13 protein-coding genes and 2 riboswitches are annotated in these 20,921 nt (G+C 46.2%); of the genes, 7 read left to right on the top strand and 6 right to left on the bottom strand.

The features are described from left to right. Positions 1-154 precede the first annotated feature (154 nt). Positions 155-2,338, top strand: a complete 2,184-nt coding sequence (locus P0M28_RS26820) for a CRTAC1 family protein (RefSeq protein WP_302206581.1) — start codon at positions 155-157, stop codon at positions 2,336-2,338. After that, positions 2,335-3,849, top strand: coding sequence for an outer membrane protein assembly factor BamB family protein (locus P0M28_RS26815; RefSeq protein ID WP_302206580.1), 1,515 nt, complete (start codon positions 2,335-2,337; stop codon positions 3,847-3,849). Before P0M28_RS26820 ends, P0M28_RS26815 begins: the two co-directional genes overlap by 4 nt. A gap of 62 nt (positions 3,850-3,911) precedes the next feature. On the opposite strand, the gene P0M28_RS26810 is transcribed toward P0M28_RS26815, so the two are convergent. The 6 genes from P0M28_RS26810 to P0M28_RS26785 all read right to left on the bottom strand — a co-directional run bounded on the left by P0M28_RS26810 (position 3,912) and on the right by P0M28_RS26785 (position 13,520). Further along, entirely contained in the window at positions 3,912-5,639 is a 1,728-nt protein-coding gene (locus P0M28_RS26810) for a fasciclin domain-containing protein (RefSeq protein ID WP_302206579.1), read from the bottom strand. 76 nt (positions 5,640-5,715) lie between these two features. Further along, positions 5,716-7,284 (bottom strand): RagB/SusD family nutrient uptake outer membrane protein, encoded by a 1,569-nt coding sequence (locus tag P0M28_RS26805; RefSeq protein WP_302206578.1) that lies wholly within the window; start codon positions 7,282-7,284, stop codon positions 5,716-5,718. A 24-nt stretch (positions 7,285-7,308) separates the two neighbouring features. After that, complete coding sequence (locus tag P0M28_RS26800) at positions 7,309-10,413, bottom strand: SusC/RagA family TonB-linked outer membrane protein (RefSeq protein ID WP_302206577.1); 3,105 nt, start codon at positions 10,411-10,413, stop codon at positions 7,309-7,311. Between the two features lie 464 nt (positions 10,414-10,877). Then, positions 10,878-11,051 (bottom strand): hypothetical protein, encoded by a 174-nt coding sequence (locus P0M28_RS26795; RefSeq protein ID WP_302206576.1) that lies wholly within the window; start codon positions 11,049-11,051, stop codon positions 10,878-10,880. 83 nt (positions 11,052-11,134) lie between these two features. Beyond that, positions 11,135-12,214 carry a glycoside hydrolase family 5 protein gene (locus P0M28_RS26790; RefSeq protein WP_302206575.1) on the bottom strand — a complete coding sequence of 360 codons (1,080 nt, stop codon included), beginning with the start codon at positions 12,212-12,214 and terminating at the stop codon, positions 11,135-11,137. A 10-nt stretch (positions 12,215-12,224) separates the two neighbouring features. Further along, on the bottom strand, positions 12,225-13,520 hold the full coding sequence (locus P0M28_RS26785; protein ID WP_302206574.1) for a hypothetical protein: 1,296 nt from the start codon (positions 13,518-13,520) through the stop codon (positions 12,225-12,227). A 163-nt stretch (positions 13,521-13,683) separates the two neighbouring features. Here P0M28_RS26785 and P0M28_RS26780 point away from each other — a divergent pair, with 163 nt between their 5' ends. From P0M28_RS26780 to P0M28_RS26760, 5 genes are all read left to right on the top strand, one after another. After that, positions 13,684-14,745 carry an endo-1,4-beta-xylanase gene (locus tag P0M28_RS26780; protein ID WP_302206573.1) on the top strand — a complete coding sequence of 354 codons (1,062 nt, stop codon included), beginning with the start codon at positions 13,684-13,686 and terminating at the stop codon, positions 14,743-14,745. Positions 14,746-14,893: 148 nt separating this feature from the next. Continuing rightward, a riboswitch (cobalamin riboswitch) is annotated at positions 14,894-15,098 on the top strand. Positions 15,099-15,131: 33 nt separating this feature from the next. Then, positions 15,132-16,316, top strand: coding sequence for an ABC transporter substrate-binding protein (locus P0M28_RS26775; RefSeq protein WP_302206572.1), 1,185 nt, complete (start codon positions 15,132-15,134; stop codon positions 16,314-16,316). Continuing rightward, positions 16,313-17,386 (top strand): iron chelate uptake ABC transporter family permease subunit, encoded by a 1,074-nt coding sequence (locus P0M28_RS26770; protein ID WP_302206571.1) that lies wholly within the window; start codon positions 16,313-16,315, stop codon positions 17,384-17,386. The genes P0M28_RS26775 and P0M28_RS26770 overlap by 4 nt, the downstream gene beginning before the upstream one ends. A 3-nt stretch (positions 17,387-17,389) precedes the next feature. Further along, positions 17,390-18,397: an ABC transporter ATP-binding protein gene (locus P0M28_RS26765; protein WP_302206570.1), complete on the top strand. Its 1,008-nt coding sequence runs from the start codon at positions 17,390-17,392 to the stop codon at positions 18,395-18,397. Between the two features lie 32 nt (positions 18,398-18,429). Next, positions 18,430-18,793, top strand: a riboswitch (cobalamin riboswitch). A gap of 163 nt (positions 18,794-18,956) precedes the next feature. Further along, the gene (locus P0M28_RS26760) at positions 18,957-20,921 is read left to right on the top strand and encodes a TonB-dependent receptor plug domain-containing protein (RefSeq protein ID WP_302206569.1); all 1,965 of its coding nucleotides are present in this window, start codon (positions 18,957-18,959) and stop codon (positions 20,919-20,921) included.

Below are 20,921 nucleotides of genomic sequence, written 5' to 3'. Positions count from 1 at the left end.
TTACGATATACTTTTTGTAGATTAGCTTATCGTTGATTTCCACTGCACAATGCCCAGTTACTATTTTTTATTTACTAGATTCTACCTGCTCCCCATTTCCTTGATGTTGATAAGTGGTTGTGACTCTTCATTAGAAGAACGTAGCCACGCTACCATGCTCCATTTGCTTAAAGAGACTCAAGACCTGGTTGATAATTCTGAAAATATGTACGCCAACGATAGCCGGGTTCAGTACTACGATAGCCTTCTTCTCACTGAACCAGATAACTACGCTTATCAGTATTATCGGGCACTAGATTTACTCCGGCGGGGCGACTCAGGGTTAGCCGCAGAGGAATTGAAGAGGCTAATGGTGCTAAAAGAAGCCGGAAAATTAGACGGTCAGCTTACCGCACCCGAATTGGATAAACTCGCTTCGTACTTCGGGCTAAGCTACCTTCGCTTAGGTGAGCAGGAGAATTGTATTCTTAACCATACGGCGGCTTCCTGCCTCTTCCCGATTCAAACCGCCGGATTTCACCAGCTACCTCAGGGGTCTAGGCAAGCCATTGCCATATACGAAGAAATACTCCAGCAACAACCAAATAACCTAAATGTGCGCTGGTTACTGAACGTAGCCTACATGACGCTAGGTGAACACCCTAGCGAGGTTCCACCGGAATGGTTGATTCCCGATTCGGCTTTTCAGTCGGAGCACTCCATGAAAGAGTTTCCTGATATTGCCCATCAGATTGGCTTCGACTTTCGCGGACGTTCGGGCGGATTAGTCGTGGATGATTTTACGAATGACGGTTACTTAGATATTCTGATTTCGGAATGGGGACAAGATGCTCCGATCCGTTTTTTTGTGAATGGTGCAAACGGAACCTTTAGCGAGCAAACCGAAACGGCTAATCTGAGTGGGCTTTTCGGCGGGTTAAACCTCGTTCAGGCCGATTACAATAATGATGGTTGGTTAGATGTGTTTATCCTTCGGGGGGCTTGGCTACAAGAGTATGGGCAACACCCCAATTCTTTGCTAAAAAATAACGGTGATGGCACCTTTACTGACGTAACTATCGCCGCAAATATTCTGTCATTCCACCCTACCCAAACCGCTACCTGGAGTGACTTTAACCGTGATGGTTGGCTGGATATCTTCATCGGCAACGAGACCTCCGGCACCCAGTCTTTTCACCCTTGTGAATTGTACCTCAACAATCAAGATGGCACTTTTCGTGAAGTAGCTTCAGCAGCCGGGGTAGCGGTTAGTAAGGAAAGTTTTCGGATTCCATCCATTATTGTGAAGGGAGTCACCTCGGGAGATTTTAACAACGATGGTTGGCCCGACTTGTATGTTTCTACCAGCGGGGGTAGTGAACAACACTCCAATTACCTATTTCAGAACAACGGCGTGGACGAAACAGGGGTAATCTCTTTTTCAGATATTACTCAAGAAGCTCAGTTGGGTGGACTCAACCCCACGTTTGCTACCTGGTTCTGGGACTACGATCAGGATGGCTGGTTAGATATTTTTGCTGCGGGCTATTGGCAGGGCAATGGCGGAGTCATTACTACCGATATTGCGGCTGAATACTTGGGATTACCCCACGATGCTCAAACCGGACTACTGTTCCGAAACAATCAAGATGGCACATTTAGCAATATTTCCGAAGAAACCAACCTGGATCAGATTCTCTACGCGATGGGAGCTAACTACGGCGACCTGGACAACGATGGATGGCTGGATATGTATCTGGGCACCGGCGACCCAACCCTCTCTTCAGTAATTCCCAACCGGGTATTTCGTAACGCTCAGGGCGAATATTTTCAGGATGTAACCACAGTTACCGGAATGGGACACTTGCAGAAAGGGCACGCGGTTACTTTCTCCGATATTGATAATGATGGCGATCAGGATTTACTTATGTCGATGGGTGGAGCTTACGAAGGCGATGTTTTTCAGAATGCTTTCTTCGAGAACCCGTATCAGGATGAACATAACTGGATCACACTGCATTTAGTAGGAACTCAGTCTAATCGATCTGCCATCGGAACCAAAGTAGTTTTAACTGCAAAAGAAGATGAGCGCGAACGGAAGCTTTACCGAGAAGTCAATTCGGGGGGTAGCTTTGGAGCTTCCACTTTGCGAGTTGAAGTTGGATTAGGAAACGCTGACGCTATTAAAGAGGTTACTATCCATTGGCCTAATTCTGAACAGCAAACTTTTACTGATCTTTCGTTGAATACGTTTTATCAGATTACTGAGGGAGAAAAAACGCCTAAGCAACTTACACTAAACAAACTAAAATTTGAGCAATTGCATTCTACCCATAACCACACCACCTCAATACCATGAAAAAGTGGATGCTCATTGGCGGAGCTATTGCCATAATTATCTTAATTGTAGGAGCGATTCAGTATTACCGTTCTCCCGATATTACGCAGTGGCGTACTAATTTGCCCGATATCGGAACCACCTCTTCCGTTCGCCTTACTGACCTGACGGGCGATGGCGTACTGGATATTGTACTGGGTACTGGGCAGCGGGAGCTTCACCCTACGGATACGGCAGTGATTGCTTTGGATGGCCGTGATGGCAGACTTCTGTGGCAGGTAGCCGCCCGCGATCAGATTGTTGGCTCCGCAATGCTACTGGATGTCACCCAAGACGAGATCGATGATATTTTTATTGGTGGACGGAACGCTGAGCTCATGGCAATTGATGGCCGAAGCGGAGAATTGCTGTGGGAGTTTTACCAAGCGGGCGATTCGATAGATCCGGGAAAAACGGCTGGCCTCTATAATTTTTACAATCCGCAGCGTATTCCTGACCAGGATCAAGACGGTACGGAAGATTTGTTAGTAGCCAACGGTGGAGACTATCTAGCCGAACCGGATGACCCCAATCGTCCTCCCGGTCATTTGATGGTAGTCAGCAGCCGAACTGGAAAGTTACTGGCAAGTGCCGAAGTTCCGGACGGAAAAGAAACTTATTTATCAGCCGTGGTAGCTGACTTAGATAACGATACCACTCTCGACATAATCTTTGGCACGGGCGGAGAAACCATCGGTGGAGGGCTGTACCGAACGACCTTAGCTAGTGTTATGAACGAAGACTTAAGCCAATCGGTGCTTTTGGCCACTGGTGCTGATAAAGGGTTTATTGCCCCGCCCGTTTTAGTAGATATTACCCTAGATGGTACTCTAGATATTGTTGTTAATTCGGTTGACGGACGTATGCTAGCATTTGATGGTAAAAATAATGCGCCACTTTGGGCAAGGGTTATTCCTAATGCTGAGGCCTACACTACTCCGGCAGTGGGCTACTTTACTGAAGATGATGTTCCTGATTTTTTTGCCAATTACGGAAAAGGTCAGTGGCCTATCTTACGTGATCCTATTCAGTTTATGGTAGATGGTAGCAATGGCCAAATTCTCTATGAAGATACGCTAGGTCGCTTCCAGTACGCTTCCCCGGTGGTGGTAGATATTAACAAAGATGGTTTTGATGACGTACTAATGAGCACCAACTACGTGGAAGAAAAGTTTGAATCCAAAGTTCCGTTCAATCGCTTAGTAGTTTTCGACTTTCACCAACAAGAAGTATTTCGCATTCATGATCCTCAGGAAGGCATTAATTTTTCCTCAACACCTTGGGTCGGTGATGTTGATAATGATGGCTGGCTCGATATCATCTACTGTGTTACCCAAGTAAGGGATAATGATAGCGATCATCCTGCCCGGTTAAATGTTCACCGCTTAGAAAAACAGATATACGCTCCCGATCAGGTTTCTTGGGGGGCTTATATGGGCAGCCAATACGATGGTATTTTCCGCTCAGAAAGCCCTAAATTTAATCCGCTATAGAAAAAAAGAAAACCGCTCCAGAAAATCTGAAGCGGTTAATAATCAATGTTAGTTACTCGTGTTTAAGGCAGTAATACTGCATCCATAATATGTACTACGCCGTCTGTCGCCTGTACATCAAGCGTACTGTTCACCGTCAAATCTACTACTTGTTCTTCTGGAGTAGTTATTGTAAAAACTCTATTATTGATGTTTATTTTATTTTCCTCTCCCTCACCAGCTAACGTCTCTATCTCACCATTAGGTAAATTACTTGTAGTAAAGCGTCCGGGGACAACATGAAAAGTGAGTAGTCGCTGTATCTGATCAGGAGCCATTCTAGCTACGCTATCAGCAGTTAGCCCAACTGCCGTGAAGGCTGCATCACTAGGAGCAAACACTGTATAAGGCCCTCCTTCGGATAAAGCCCCATCTAGTTCTCCCCTTTGGATGGCAGCCGATAAAATGGAAAGTTCAGAAGTATTAGATGCTAGGGTTACAATGTTACTTTGCGGTGGAGTCAGTATGGCTCCAATTTCGTGAATGTATCCGTTACTGGCAGAAATATCGGCAGTTACCACAGCTACGCCATCCACCGTAACTCCCATACCGGTATTCAAGATTACCGAAGCATCGTTGAGGGTTGGGGCAAATCCACTCATAATCGCCGTTGAAGGAACCGAGTCACCTAAGACATGATAAGTTAAAATATTGGCACTTACCGAAGTGGGGTCAGTGATATTGGCTGCTGTAAAAGCAGCATTGTTCGGAGCAAACACGGTACGCGCCCCAGTGCTTAGCGGTGTAATCAAATCTTTATCAACTAAAGCCGCAGCCAGCGTACTAAAATTAGGATTAGCAAGAATAACTCCGGCTACTGAACTTAAACTAGGTGGTACAAGCACTTCGCTAATTACGTGTACTAGTCCGTTGGTAGCTGCTACATCAGCCGTAGCTACAATTTCGGTATCATCCGGTAAATCGAGCACTTCACCGCTCAAGGTATTCTGAGATCCAACAATATCTGCGGATCCAACCACTCCGGGAATTACGTGGTACTCAAGAATCGTTCGCAGCAATGGAGCAGGAACAGCATCTAGCGAAGCAAAACCCTGGCTAGCCAGAAATGCACTGAATGCCGCGTTAGTTGGCGCCATTACCGTAAAAGCCCCATTGCCACCGTCAATAGCATCTACCAGATCAGAAAAACTAGTTACCGCCGCTGCTAAACTAGTGAAGTCGCTTCCCCCCGCAATGTCTAGAATTGTCTGAGTAGGAAAAGTGGGGGGAATAAGTACTGCGTCCAGTTCGTGCAAAAAACCATTACGGGCAGCTCGGTCAGCTACTGCCACGTTAGCTGTGTTGTTAGCTCCAATAACGGTAGTGCCATTCACGCTAATTTCCCCCTCTTGTACCGTAGTTTGGGTAGTTCCATTTAAATCAGCGGCACTAAGACTACCGGCCACAACATGATACTCCACTAAACTACGCAACAAATCATCAGGAATGTTATCTAGTCCATCGTAAGTATCGTACCGAGCCAAAAAGTCACCAAAAGCAGTATCAGTTGGGGCAAAAATAGTATATTCGTAAGAGTCACCGCTTCCGTTAAACTCGTCGGAAATACGTAAACCATTGGCACCAATAGCATCGTAGAAGCGAGAGAATTTCCCTTCACTTTCCATTGAGTTCATCACGGTAATCAGGCCCGAACCATTTTTATCGCGTACATCAACATCTTCTTGGCAAGCAGTAAAAATTACCAGTGAAAATGCTAAGGCACCACCTATTTTCGAATATGATCGTATCATTCGTTTAGTATAAAAATTTAACATGAGTAAGTAAAATCATCAGCCCGACTACGGGAGCCAGGCTGACAAAAAGTAATTAGTATCCGGGGTTTTGGTCCTCCTGATTAATATTTGGATTAGTTTCCAACTCTTGTAGTGGAATAGGCCAAAGGCGATACCGTTCATTGTAAGGCTTATTATCTGCCAGAGCAACATCATCGTCCAGCCCCCAACGCCGCAAATCATTGTAGCGATGTTGCTCACCCGCTAGCTCCACCTCACGCTCGTGCATAATAATAGCCATCACCTGATCGGGAGTATTGGCCGGATACGCTGCCGTAGGATACAGTTCTAGTACGTTATCAAGCGTTCGGGGCATATATAGCTCAATATCCGGGTTTACCTTTTGAGCGATGGCTCGTTGTCGAACCCGGTTTACTAGTTCCAGTACCTCAGAAGTAGGATCACCACTCATAAACTTAGCCTCAGCAGCCATCAGTAACACATCAGCGTAGCGCATCAAACGGAAGTTGATTCCTGAATCTTGTTGGCCGTCGCTTCGAATGTCATAATTATGATATTTACGCCAAGCAATGAGTCCACCAAATTGGGCTCGGGTGTAGGTACCTTCAAAATAAGCCACGCCGTCGTCGTAGAAGGTTTGCTCATAGCGCGGGTCGCCCAACTCAAAGCGATCAGCAAAGGACTGCTTCGGTCGAACGTTATTGAAACTAGCAAAAGCGTACTCTACTCCTCGGAAGGTATGTTCGCCGCCTCCAGCATTATCTTGGTTCCAGTTACCACCTAAAGCAGCTTGAAACTGAACCTCGAATAAAGATTCCATACTATTTTCAGCGGCGGGTTCTTGTTCTTCGCCAATACCATTCCAACGAAAGTTATCTACCAAGCCATAGCTACCGTGTTGGCCATCAATAATCTCCATAAATTCCGCTTCGGCGGCATCCCACTGTTCACGGTACAAATAAACCTTTCCTAAGTAGCCAGTAGCGGCTCCGCTAGTGGCTCTACCCACGTCATCAGCACCGTAATCATCTCGGGTAGGCAAATTAGCTTTGGCAAACTCAAGGTCTTCAATTACTAGGGCGTAAACACTATCTGCTGAGGAACGCGGTTCTTCAATAGAAGCTTCCGGCGGATCAGTAATTAACGGCACATCGCCCCACTTATTTACTAAGTCAAAGTAGAAGGTAGCTCGTAAGAAGCGGGCTTCAGCCACAATTCGGGTACGAAGCTCTTCATCCATTTCTATTTCGGGTACTCGCTGAATTACCCGGTTCGCCCGACCTACTCCAGTGTAATAGTCGCCCCACATACCAGATATTACTCCGTTGTTATTATCCCAAGTATAATTCAGCATCTGCGCCAAGGTAGCTTGAAGGTTATTAGTACCAATACTTTCATCAGAAGGCATATCGTTGCCAAAGAAATAAAAGCGCTGACACAAATTCCGGGACTGCCACGAAGCATAAACTGCGTTTAAGCCTAGTAGGGCATCGTTTTCATTTTGGAAGAATGTATCGGGAGTGGGGTTGTTCGGATTATCTATTTCCAGCAACTCTTCATCACGCTGGCAAGCAAATACAATCAGCAGATTTGCCATAAGCAGCACTACTGAGAACTTAATATATATACGACTCTTTTTCATATGTTTTATATTTTCTAGTTAACACTAAAAGGTAATTTGAGCTCCTAGCATGTAGGTGCGCGCCTGAGGAAATTGTCCATTATCAATACCCCGGCCCCGGCTTGCCTGCTCTGGGTTCTGGTTCTGGGAACCAACTTCAGGATCATAGCCTTCGTAAGCGGTGATGGTGAACAAGTTTTGAGCCGTAGCGTAAATTCGGACATTAGACAAAAAGCCATTTCCAAAATTCTCTAAGGCTGCAAATGGTATGGTGTAGCCTAGTGTTAGGTTTCTCATCCGCAGAAACGAACCATCGCCAATGAAACGATCTGACTCTCGAGTGTTATTGGCCGGATCCCCCCCAATGGCCCGTGGAATCTCGTTGCTGGTACCTGGCCCTGTCCAGCGGTTCAAGGTACGCTTTTCAAAGTTAAACGGACGAAGCATTCCTTCGGCAAAGTAGCGATAGCCGTAGTACAATTCTATGCCCTCTACGCCTTGAATAAAGGCATTCAGATCAAACCCTTTGTAGGAAGCGTTGATACTTAACCCGTAGGTGAGATCAGGAATTGGGTCGCCAATGTACTCCCGATCATCCGAGTTGATAACTCCATTCCCATCGAGATCCCTGAACCGAATATCGCCCGGCTCGGCGTTGGGTTGGTAAACAGCATCACTTTCCCCAGTAGTTTCTTGGGCTATTCGGTTTACTTCATCTATATCTTCCTGGGTTTGGTAAATTCCATCCGTTCGGAAGCCGAAGAATGAGCCAATCGGTAGACCTTCATCAATCCGAGTTACCCGAGTTACGTTTACGTTACCACTGGTGATAGGCTGCCCGCCTCCCAGCGAAAGAAACTCGTTATCTAGCGTTGCTATGTTTCCAGTAATGCTGTACTGAAGATCACCCACTGATTTGCGGTAGGTCAACGCTAGCTCTAGCCCTTGATTTCGCACCGAACCTACATTCAGCGTGGGTGAGTTATTTCCTCCTCGCACTCCGGTGCTTGGGGTCGGCGGAACTGGTATTAGAATATCGTCGGTTTCTTTTATAAAGTAGTCGGCATTAATTAAGACCTGGTTATTGAATAAACCTACGTCCAGACCAATGTTGGTTTGGGTAGATGTTTCCCATACCAATGAATTAGCAGCTAAGTCTCGCTGAGCAACTCCGGTTACCTGCTCGCCACCAATAAGATAGTTCAGTGTGTTTCTTAACTCAGGCTGAAAACCGTAGTTACCAATTTCCTGAAAACCAGTTTGCCCCCAGCTAGCTCGCAACTTTAAATCACTAACAATATCCACTGCATCCATAAAGCTTTCCTCGCTTATCCTCCATCCTACTGATGCGGAGGGAAAAACCCCAAATTTGTTGCCCGGTGAAAAGCGAGAGGATCCATCGCGACGAATATTAGCAGTAAGTAAGTAGCGGTCAGCAAAACTGTAGGTCAAACGTCCTAGGTAAGATACTAGTGCAAATTCCTGCAAACTTCCGCTAACGGCGGGAACTTCATTCACCCCGTTTAGTACATCTATTGAGTTTACCGTATTTCGCCCTTCAGCTCGGGCAGACCTTTGAGAGTAAGACTGCCGAGTATACCCCACCAGCACTCCTAGCTGGTGATCGCCAAACGTTTTACTGTAGTTTAGGGTATTTTCAATTAAGGGGGAGACCGAGAAGTTATTTCGCTCATCAATTGAAGCAAACAGCTCGGTTCGCCGATCCCCAAACTGGAAAGGCTCGTTATACTCGTATCTATTTCCATAAATGAAGTCACCACCCAGATTTAGTCGGTAAGTCAACCCCTCAATAATTTCGTACTCACCATAAATATTTCCGAGTACTCTAAAGCGGGTAGTTCTATCGGTAAAAAGATCAGACTCTCCTACTGGGTTGTTAGCGTCTTGTTCATCGATGATGCGGTTCCCAGAATACCCTCCCACATTGTTTTCATCAAATATCGGCCGATTACGCGGAAAGTGAATAATAGCAAAAAAATTAGTAGTAAGGTCATTAGCTACCGTGCGACTAAAAGCCATTGACTGGCCGAACTTAAATTTCCCTTTCTTAAAATCAGTATTTACCCGTAAGCTCAACCGCTCAAAATCAGTATTCCGTAAAATACCTTCCTGGCTCATATAGTTACCCGAGACACTGAATTGAGCACTTTCACTCCCCCCTGATACACTCAGGTTTACATTATTAATCGGAGCTACGTCAAACATCTCTTCCTGCCAATCAGTAATATTAACTAGCTCTTCCGGATCTTGTAGAGCAACTACCCGAGGTAATCCGGCATTGTCTGTCAGCTCATCGGAAATTTCTTTATACTCATTAATATCGGTAAGTTCTAGCAATCGCCAAGCTTCCTGAATACCCGTGTAAGCATCTAATTGGATTTTTGCTTCTCCCGCTTTACCTCGTTTGGTAGTAATTAGCACTACCCCATTGGCGGCTCGTGCCCCGTAAATAGCCGCTGCCGATGCATCTTTCAAAATCTCAATAGATTCTATGTTACTGGGGTTTATACTGTTCAGAGCGTTAAACTTAGCTTCCCCAGTAGCCCCGTTGTCGTTAATTACCGGAACTCCGTCAATAACGTACAGGGGTTCCGAGTTACCGATTGATCCGATACCCCGAATTTGCACCTGCATAGCTGCTCCTGGTTGACCGGACTGTTGCACTACGTTCACCCCCGCAACTCGACCCTGTAAGCCTTGCTCTACTGAGTTGATTGCCATATTTTGGAAATCACCAGCGTCTACCGAGGAAACCGCCCCGGTCAAATCGCGCCGCTCCTGAGTTCCGTACCCAACTACCACCACCTCACTGAGTGATTTTATGTCGGGCAACATAATCATGTCAATAGTAGATTGGTTACCAACGGTTACTTCTTCATTGGTGTACCCTACTGCCGAGAAGACTAGTACGGTATTTTCATCCGGTACATTAATACGATAGTTACCTTCAATATCGGTAACAGTACCTTGAGTAGTACCTTTCACAAGAATATTCACTCCGGGAAGTGCTCCCTCTTCCTCAGAAGTGACGGTACCTGAAATGGTGCGTTGCTGGGCAAAAGCAACTACACTAAGCAAGATCATAATCCCGACTATCGCCGAGGATCGTAATGCAGTAGAAAATAGCATAGAATTAAAAGGATTTATTAAAAAACTGGACTGACTAATAGAATGAGTACGTGTTAGATTGGTTAAAAAATCGGGTTGCACTTTAGCGATGATTGTTCAAATATATTTTATCTAATCTAAACACACTTTCTTTATATCTTAGTGAACAACTCAGCGAATCTCTTAATGGCACGGCTAATATTACAAATAATATTTGTGAATTCGTACTGTGATTTGACATCAAAGAAAAATTGAAAATGACCAAGGGCTTTACTTTAAGAATATCTAAGTAAAAGCTATGGTTGGGCTTTTGTTTAAATATTAGCAGAATCTTATCAATTTTTGCTTTCCAGATTACTTACTCTACAGCTAAGACTGCCGCGATAAAACGAGATTGAATTTCGTGATCCATAAAGTTATGGAGCGAGCAGCCGTATATGGACTACGCTAATTTAGCAGCGTAATTTTTGAGGTAACGGCTCAGTTCACCGCCGAAAAAAATAGATACCAGCTCCTGCCCCGGCAACTACGCTCAGGTAGACAATAAAGTTAATGCTACCCCCAAAGTAGGTATTTACTATATACAGACTAACGAGAAAACCAATGGTAGCTCCGCATAGCGCGCGCACCAAGTAAGGCATTCGAATATGATTTAGCATAACTGATACGTTTCTAGGTAAGGTAGTAATTATTAAGAGAGGCCAAAAGTCATCACCACGACTAATGCTGAATTTACTTACCATTATAAGTACGCTTGTAGTAACTCCAGCATCTTACGATCCAACTTGTGCCCTTGATAATCTTCGTACTCAACATCTTCTCGACCGCTATCTAGCACTCCAAATGAACCCCGTAAGTTCCATAGTGCCCAGCCCCAGCCTGCTTCTTGCCAGAGTTGCAACAGATCTTCCATCCAGGCCAAAGCCACTTCGTGCGGGGTTTGATTGTACGCTCCCCATTCCCCTACGTGTACTTTTACTCCTTGAGTAACCACTGTTTGCCAGGGTTCAATCAATTGCTGGCGAAGTTTTGCCTGATCTACCGTTTCTTCATCAGTAGTTAGGGGCCAAGTAGGTTCCGGCCAGATATCGCTACCCGGAATCCAGGAAGCTTCGTGATGGCTTACCCGCATGGGGTCGTAGCCCCGGGTGCTTTGCACCACATTTTTATCGGCAAAGCCAATAATTGGATCACGCCCCACCGCTAAGCCATCTACCACAATCAATCGGTCAGGGTCAGCATCCCGAATGGCCTCAATCACCGAGAGCATAACTGGGTTATGCTGCGCTTCGGGAATAAAGGGAGGTTCGTTGAGTAAATCAAAACTTAGGTCGTAATTAGGAATGCCCTGATAACGTTTGGCAAAGGTACGCCAGTGAAAGCGGGTAGCATCCTGGGCTTCCTCGTCTTCAAAGAGCTGGTAAGGTTCTAAATCACCTCCGTTGATGCAGTAGCCCGGTGCCCGATGAAAATTCAGATTAACGTGTACCCTGTGCTTTTGTCCGTAGTTAATCGCTTCATCAATATGCTTGAGCGTGGCTTCATCAATTTTACTCCAATCGTTTACATCACCCCACGTCCAGTACGACATCGGTAGCCGGGCAAAGTTAAAGCCCCAGTCGGCCATCATTTTAAAATCACTTTCTCGATAAGGCTTGTTGGACTGACCGTCAAACTTTTCCAGTAGATTGAAGCCTTTCCACATCGGGATATTATCGGCAGTAACTTCCGGTACTTGGCGGGAAATTTTACAGGAGGGTAGGCCAGTTGCAGCTAAAACAGCACTGGCAGCACCGGCTTTCACAAATGATCGGCGACGCATGGGCAATGGTTTAAGAGTTTTCTATGATAGAGCTGATATCGGCCAGGTACATTTGTCGCTGGCCGTTTTGGTGAGTAGAATCAAACACTACCCTAGTACCTTGCTGATTACTTCGGGGGTGCAGATCGCAACGCCACTCCCCTTTAAACACGGGAGGTTCGTAGAACTGCCCCAGTATCACCTTTCTATCAGTTGGTACGTGGTAGAGATATAAAGTCTGTAAACGCTTCTGATCATTGGAGGGATAGGTATCGTTCAGTATCCACTCGCCGTTGGTGTTGGGAACGTAGGTGTTATGACCGTTGACCGTCATTTTTCCGTCCCCGACAATTTCCACCTCATCGGTTTGGTCTTTAAATAGATAAAAAGCGGCTTTCTTACCTTCGGGCTTCGTCCAAGCGCAGATGTGCTGAGGGTCGCGCCAGATAAAGTGAGAAGTACGACCGGAGGGGTCAAGAATATAAGGATCGCTTCCGTCTATGTTGATAGTGAACATTCGGGTCGTAAAACCACCGGATGCACCCGCAGTATTCGCCGGTGCTTCACGCCAACGATGCAGAAAAATCATTCGTTTGCTATCGGGGCTTACCAACAAGTGATTAAAGTAGTGCCACTTATCTTCCAGCGACTTTCCTCGGTAAGGGATAGCCGCCGCTTGTGCCAAAGAAAAAATCAACTTGCTCTCGCCCGAATGCAAATCCATGCGGTACAGCCCAATTTCATCCGGGGCTTTCACTTTGGCGTAGGGGTCGGGAATTCCAGGATAACCGTAGCCGGGACGCATATTCTGAATACGGTTAAATTCGGTGCCAACGGCAAAGGTTCCGTCGGGCGAGAGGGCGTAGACTGGTTTGGGCAAAATTTTTTCTTTACCACTTTCTCGACTTAGTATTCGGCTAACGTACTGTCCATCTTCCTGGTCGTTCCAAATGACTTGGTTTTCCGAACCCGGAATCCACTGAAGCATACAACCCTGCTGCCAACCCCAGGCGTTACTCTCCCCTACTTCTATCCACTGGGGCCGACCTTCGGGATCGTTATTTTCCAAGTCGACCACACCGATTTTAATTATATCATTTTCGGTAGGCGAACGGCGGGGCACGTCAACCTCCATACCCAGTACGTATCGGCCTGACGGGTCAAACTGCCATTTATCGTAGTAGCCAAACCAGTGGGACTTAGAGCCATAGGTGATCGCCCGAACAGAAACTTCCTTAGAATTACGACCAAAAAGGTTAGCGTGATTGGGCAATAAAGCCAAAGCACTTGCCCCTAAACTTTGCGTTAAAAATGTACGTCGTAGCATAGTATTAGGTTGATATATTGCTAAAAATACTACTATCTTCAGCAATTACCCTATCATTTTTATATTTACTCTGGTTAGGAAGTATTCTTCTGCACTTAAAAATCAAAAAAAATATATACAATAATCCAACGTTCAGTCACTAACAACACCTAAACCAACACCTATGCAGTTTTTTTCCTTCTTTTTAAGTCTAGGGCTATTATTGACCGTAATAATCAGCAATGGGCTCGACTCGCCTGAGCCTCGGTTAAGAGAGTCTGCCGACTTTCCGGTGGGCGTAGCCATCAACCCCAAACGCTTAGCCCAGACTGACTACGCCCAAGTGGTAGGGCGGGAGTTTAGCAGTATTACTGCCGAAAATGTGATGAAGCCCCAGTACATTTGGGCTGCCGAGCGGCAGTACGATTTTAGCTTAGGTGATTCCCTACTTGAATTTGCCCAAGCGCACAATCAGCAAGTTCACGGGCATACACTAGCTTGGCATCTAATGCAGCCCGACTGGCTAGAAAACACGATTGACTCCTACGACTCAGCTACGCTGGAAAATTTACTGCGTGACTATATTCAGGCTACGGTAAAACACTATAGAGGAAAAGTAGTAAGCTGGGATGTGGTGAATGAAGCCGTTTCTTCCGGTGGAAAAGGGTGGCGTAACTCCGTTTATCACCAAAAGCTAGGTGATGACTACGTAGCCCGCTGCCACCAGTACGCTCGGGAGGCCGACCCCGATGTTTTGTTGTTCTACAATGATTACGATGTGATAGCTAGCTCCGAAAAACTAGCTACCATTCTGGCGATGGTAGACGATTTTCAGTCCCGCAACATTCCCATTGATGGTATTGGGTTGCAGATGCACATCAGATTAGACTTCTCATTGGATAAATTTCAGTACGCGCTGGATGAAATTGTGAAGCGAAACTTGAAAGTACATCTATCGGAAGTAGATATTCGTACTAATCCTGACGGTGAACTAAGCACGCTTACCGAAGAAGCGGCTCAACAACAGCAAGAACTGCTGGCAGCTATCGTACAGCGGTACCAGCAACTACCAGCAGAAAATAAGTTTGCCATTACATTTTGGGGATTACGCGATAACGAGAGCTGGCTGACTAAGCATACCGGACATCCGCAATGGCCATTGCTGTTTAACGAGAACTTTAGTAAAAAACCGATGTATCAAGGATTTTTAGATGGTTTGGATGCAAATCAGACCCAACTTGATTAACCGTTATCATGAATAAACGCCACGTCATTATAGCGGCCTTAGTCATCATTGTCTTAGGGTTATTGATTATTCTCTACGGCTACTCCATTTACTCGCCTCGCTAATAGTTTACCTACCACAGTGATTTAGGAATTCATGAGAATTTAGCTAGTTTTACTTCCATTAAGGTGGCTTACCTACTTATTGTGGGCAAGTTGAAAAGGGAAACCGAGACGCGCAGTCCGGTGCAGTCCTCGCTGCTGTAACTCCAAACTACATACAATGATCACTTCATCGCCACTGTCTGCAATAACAGATGGGAAGGCTATCATTGTAGGAGAAGTCAGAAGACCTGCCTTAATCAATATCTGAGCTACCCTCGAGGGTTGGGGTAAAAAGAACTACTTATGAAACTTCAGTTTCTATCATTCGATATCCCAACTAGGCTCGCTCGTAATACGGTATTTCATTGGGGAGTATCGCTAATGTTCTCATGGTCGTGCAGTAACCCTCCAGAGCAGTCGGCAAATTTACTTAAGTCTGACTCGACACTAAACGTAGAGTACGCCCAAGGTTTTGCCATTGATTATTACGAGAATCAAAAAGTTCTCTCACTTGCTACCGCTAATGATACCTTACGCTATCTGCTGCTGCCCGCCGATGAAACCACATATCCTGACTTGGAAGCTGAAGTAGATCAGATTGTCCGCATTCCGGTTCAGCGAGTCATCACCCAATCAACTACCCATTTAGCCTTCTTAAAAATGCTGGGTCATACCGATGTAGTTGTCGGACTAGATAAAGCTGCTTACGTCTACGACTCTCTGTTTACCAACCGGGCGGCTTCGGGTCTTATTCAAGAAGTAGGTAGCGGTAATACATTAAACACCGAACAAGTAGTTTCGCTCGAACCCGATTTGATATTTGTTTCCCATATGCCTGGTAGCGATTTATCGGCTTACCAAAAATTTATTGACCTGGATATTCTGGTACTTCCCGTTGCCGAGTGGACCGAAAGCACTCCGCTGGGAAAAGCCGAGTGGCTCAAGCTTTTTGCATCACTACTGAATAAAGAAGAATTTGCATTAACCAAGTTTAGTCGAACCGAGGAGGCGTACACTACCCTAGCCCAGCTTACCCAATCGGTAGCCGAAAAGCCTTCAGTCATCGTAGGCACTCCGTTTCAGGGAACCTGGTACGTACCGGGGGCCGAAAGCTACCGCAATGCCCTACTGCAAGATGCCGGAGCCGATTGGGCGTTTAGTCAGGATTCTACTGCCGTAAGTTTTCCGGTAGATTTTGAGCGGATGTACGATTTAGGATTACAGGCCGAGATATGGCTTGACCCCGGACAATCGCTTAACACCAAAGAGGTGCTGGGCATTGATTCCCGCTTCGCGGACTTTTCGGCTTTTCAATCGGGAAGAGTCTACAACAGCAATCGTCGGCTTAGTGCTTCGGGCGGCAGTAACGATTACTACGAAAGTGGCGTAGTTTATCCCCAACGAATCCTCGCCGATCTAATTAAGATTTTGCACCCAGAGTTGCTACCTCACCATCAGCTCTACTATTACCAACAACTTCTGGAGTGAGTACCATTACCCAATCAGCTACCGCGAAAAGATTAGTCCCCGCTACTTGGTTAGTACTGCTATCGTTGGGGGTGGTAATTATCGGATTGGCCGATATTGCCCTGGGGTCAGTTTCTATTCCGCTGCGGGACGTAGCCCACGTGCTGGTAGGACAAAAGGCTGACAACCAGGTCTGGAACAATATTTTAGTAAATATTAGAATTCCTAAAACGCTCACGGCTATGTTAGCGGGTATGGCCTTATCAGTAAGTGGTTTGCAGCTCCAAACCTTATTCCGAAACCCGTTAGCCGGGCCATCAGTACTCGGTATTTCGGCGGGGGCAAGTTTAGGAGTAGCGACAGTTATGCTGGCCTCGGGGCAATCAGTAGCCGTTTCCGCTCTTTGGTCATCCGGAGTGGGTCAGGGATGGTTGCTGGTTATTGCGTCCAGTGCCGGAGCAGCAGTAGTTCTCTTGCTCATTCTAGCGGTTTCACTGCGGGTGAGTGACAATATCGTGCTGCTGATTATCGGAATTATGATTGGTAATATTACGCTGGCGGTCGTGAGTATCTGGCAGTACTTTAGTCAACCGGAGCAAATCCGCGACTATTTACTGTGGACGCTAGGCAGTGTAGGCAACGTTACCAACGGGCAGTTACAAATATTTTCATCACTAACCTTAGTGGTCACTCTGGTTACTTTTCTTCTATCTAAAAACCTGAACGGATTACTACTGGGCGAACGTTACGCACGGAGTATGGGCATTCCCCTCCTACCCACTCGCATCGGGATTATTGCTACTACGAGTATATTAGTAGGATTGGTGACCGGCTTTTGCGGACCCATTGGATTTATTGGCATTGCCGTTCCCCATTTAGTTCGCTCACTACTAAACACCTCCGATCATCGTTGGCTAATTCCGGCCAGTGCTTTAGCCGGAGCATTCATTCTAATTGGCTGCGATTTAGTTTCCCAATGGCCCGGTCAGGCTTGGGTACTACCAATTAATGCTATTACTGCCCTGATTGGTTCGCCGGTGGTTATTTGGGTAATTCTTCATCGTCGCAACCTCAGCACCCACTTTCGCTAGCTCGTGAGTTCAGTTTCCTCAATTATATCGCTTAATCAGGTATCACTGGGCTACGGAAAAGGCCAATCGGAGCAACGATTAGTTCACAATCTTAATTTAGCCGTCACCAATCGGCAATTGATTGCATTGGTGGGTTCCAACGGGGCAGGTAAATCCACCCTATTACGAACGATTGCCGGATTACAAAAACCCCACTCAGGTACTATTGAGCTACTCAATAAATCCATCAATACGCTTAATGCCAAAGCCTTCGCTCGTTATATAAGTATTGTTTTAACCGGGCAAGCCGAAATAAGCTACGTGAAAGCGGCGGAACTCATTGCGATGGGACGATTACCGCATACCGGCTGGTTAGGTAATTTCTCTACCATCGATCAGCAAAAAGTTAACGCGGCGGTTGAGCAAGCAAAGGTCATCCATCTGCTCGACAAACCAATTTATCAGCTTAGCGATGGCGAACGGCAAAAAGTGATGATTGCCCGAGCCTTAGCTCAGGATACACCAATTATGATCTTGGATGAGCCTACCACTCATCTGGATATTACTAATCAGGTGAATATCATTCAGTTGTTACGAACTTTGGTAAGAAACCAGCAGAAATGCATTATCTTCTCTACCCACAATATTGAATTAGCCCTTCAGGTTGCCGATCGGCTCTGGCTGATGCACCAGCAAACAGTAATCGATAAAGTGCCAGAAGACCTAGTGCTTAGCGGAACCCTCCCCGAGGCTATGAGCACCGATCAGGCTCCGTTTAACCCTGAAAGCGGAACATTTCAGGTGCAACACGAAGAGAATCATCCAATTGCGCTAACCGGCTCAGGAATACGTGCCCGGTGGACCCAACGAGCGTTAGAGCGGGCAGGGTACTACCTACAGCCCCGCTCAGCGGTATCTGTGGAAATAATCGCCAATAACCACTGGAACATTTGTAATAACAATAAACTCGTTAGTACTGTGCAGTCTATTGAAAGTCTGCTTCTTCGGTTGTCTCAGCTATATTCCCCTTGACTAAACCTTTAGGAAATAAAAAATAATGCTTCTATCTTTGAATCGCATTGGGTTTCAGATCAAGTAATATCTAGCTGATCTGAATTAAAAGGGAATTCGGTGTAAGAGCATATTTAAATTCTATCCTTTGGGCTGTAAAGGGCCCTTTCGGTGTCTGAGCTTCATGTATTTTCCGCAAAATAGCTACTGCTATTCTTTGAAAAATACACTCGCCAGCCCCCGAAATAGCTCCTTTTCGCCTACAAAAACAGAACTTAAACATGCTCTGAATCCGAAGCTGTCCCCGCAACTGTAAACTCTTTAGTAGGTTGCTGTCTAACATCGCCACTGTCTACGGATGGGAAGGCTACAGCAACTAGAGTAAGTCAGGAGACCTGCCCGGGCAATTTTTCATTCAGGCTTTCGGTGGAAAGGCCAGGAGTGTATCAGACCGTTTACCGTACTACCAAGTTTGGCTAAAGGCTACTACCACTGTGGCTAAATCTGGCTATCCTGGTGGCGGTATTCGTTTCATTACATTTCTCGTATTCTGCGGACGGCCCGGCATAGTATGTTTATAATGCACGGATGGCAGTCGTATTTCTCGATCAATCTAATCGTAAACCGGATTCTGTCGGTTGGGCTAGCTTTGGGAGTGTGCTGTATATCATTACTTCCAGCAGTTGGGCAGTCTACGAACCGCGACACAGTAAAGATGTTGCAGACGGTAGAAATCACAGATTCTCGCTTGCAACTGTTCAGTAGTGGCGATCAGGTTTCCGAAATTCTTCCGCAAGCTACTGGCTACGCTGCCTCCAATAATTTAGCTCAGCTATTAATGAAGTATTCCGCAATTAATGTACGCTCCTACGGAATTAGTGGACTTTCTACCGCCTCGCTACGAGGAAGCGGCAGCAATCATACCCCGGTATTTTGGGAAGGAATCAATCTGCAAAGTAACATGAACGGCAGTTTGGATCTAACCCTTATGCCCGCTTTCTTCCTAGACGATATTTCATTGCAACACGGTAGCTTGGGAGCTGTCTACGGAGCCGGAACACTAGGCGGAGCTATTCACCTGCATTCCACGCTGGAATCTTCATCCGGACTCAACGGCAAGCTCTTTCAGCAGTTGGGTAGCTTTGGTGATCGACAGACCGGTGTTCAGCTAAAATATGGTAATCTTCACAGTGCGGTACGAGTACGGGCCTTCTACCGTCAAGCGGATAATGATTTTCCGTACTACAATATCTACCGGGTTCGGTCGGAAGAGCGGCAACACGCGGGTATCAGTCAGCAGGGCGTTTTAGCGGAGTTCTATCAGAAGCTATCACCTCAGCAAAACATAGAGGTAAAGTACTGGTTACAAGATAACTACGTAGAAGTACCGGGTGTAGCGGCTGCCGGAATTTCTAGCCAAGGCATCCAAACTGATCTCTTTCACCGAATGGTGGCTAACTGGACGCTGACGAATGCCAATCACCAGATTCGCGCCCGAACCGCTATTTTGGGTCATCGGCTGGTCTACTCCGATAATGCCATTGAAAACTCACTCAATGAATCTGTCTCCTGGATTTCTGAAGTGGAAAGCACTTTTTATCTGGATGAAGAACAGTGGTTATTAGTAGGTGCTAACCACACCTACGAGCAGGCCCAGGTAAGTAGCTACGGATCTCGGCGGCCCCAGCGTAACCGCACGGCCTTATTTGTATCGTACCGAACCTTACTCTACGATCGCTTAGAAGCATCAGTCGGTTTGCGAGAAACCTTGATTGACCAGGAGTGGTCGCCAATTCTGCCTTCGTTATCGCTGGCTTACTCTGTCAGTAAATTTTGGAAACTCCGCAGCAAAGTGGCCCGAAGCTACAACCTGCCTACGTTCAACGATTTATATTGGTCAGGGGTTAGCCAGGGGAATCCTAATTTGCAACCCGAGAGTGGCTGGGGAGCTGAATTTGGCGTAGAAGCTGAGCCAGTATACAACCGATGGAAGTTACAAGGTAATCTGACCGCTTTTAGTAACTGGTTTAATAACTGGCTACAGTGGGTTCCTCTAGACGGTGCTGGCTGGTCGCCCATTAATGTGCAACAGGTGTGGGTGCGGGGGTTGGAAGCCACCGCTCGGGCTGAATTTGAAGTAGCCAATGACATCTCTTTCCAGTTGTGGGGCCTTTACAGCTATACTCGTTCTTCCAAAGAAGCAATTAAGGATGGGGGTAACCCCACCGAACTGCGTAAGCAGCTTATTTACACCCCCTACCATCAAGGAAAAGCATCAGCTCTACTGCACTACCGTCGCTGGGAGCTTGGTACAACCTCCAACATTATTGGCGAGCAGTTTACGGATGCTTCCAATAATCGGGTACTGCCCAGTTACGCTACCACCGATGTTTCGTTAGCATACCGTTGGCCAATCAATGATGCTCACCAGCTATCGGTGAATGGTACACTTAACAATATTTTCAATCACGCCTACGAAGTACGGCAGGGCTTCCCGATGCCCGGTCGTAACTACCAAATCAATATTATTTATCAGTTTAATTAA

This window comes from Tunicatimonas pelagia (assembly GCF_030506325.1).
Classification (GTDB): domain Bacteria; phylum Bacteroidota; class Bacteroidia; order Cytophagales; family Cyclobacteriaceae; genus Tunicatimonas; species Tunicatimonas pelagia.
The sequence above is the reverse complement of the archived record's forward strand: the minus strand, read 5'-3'. Positions and strand labels throughout refer to the sequence as shown.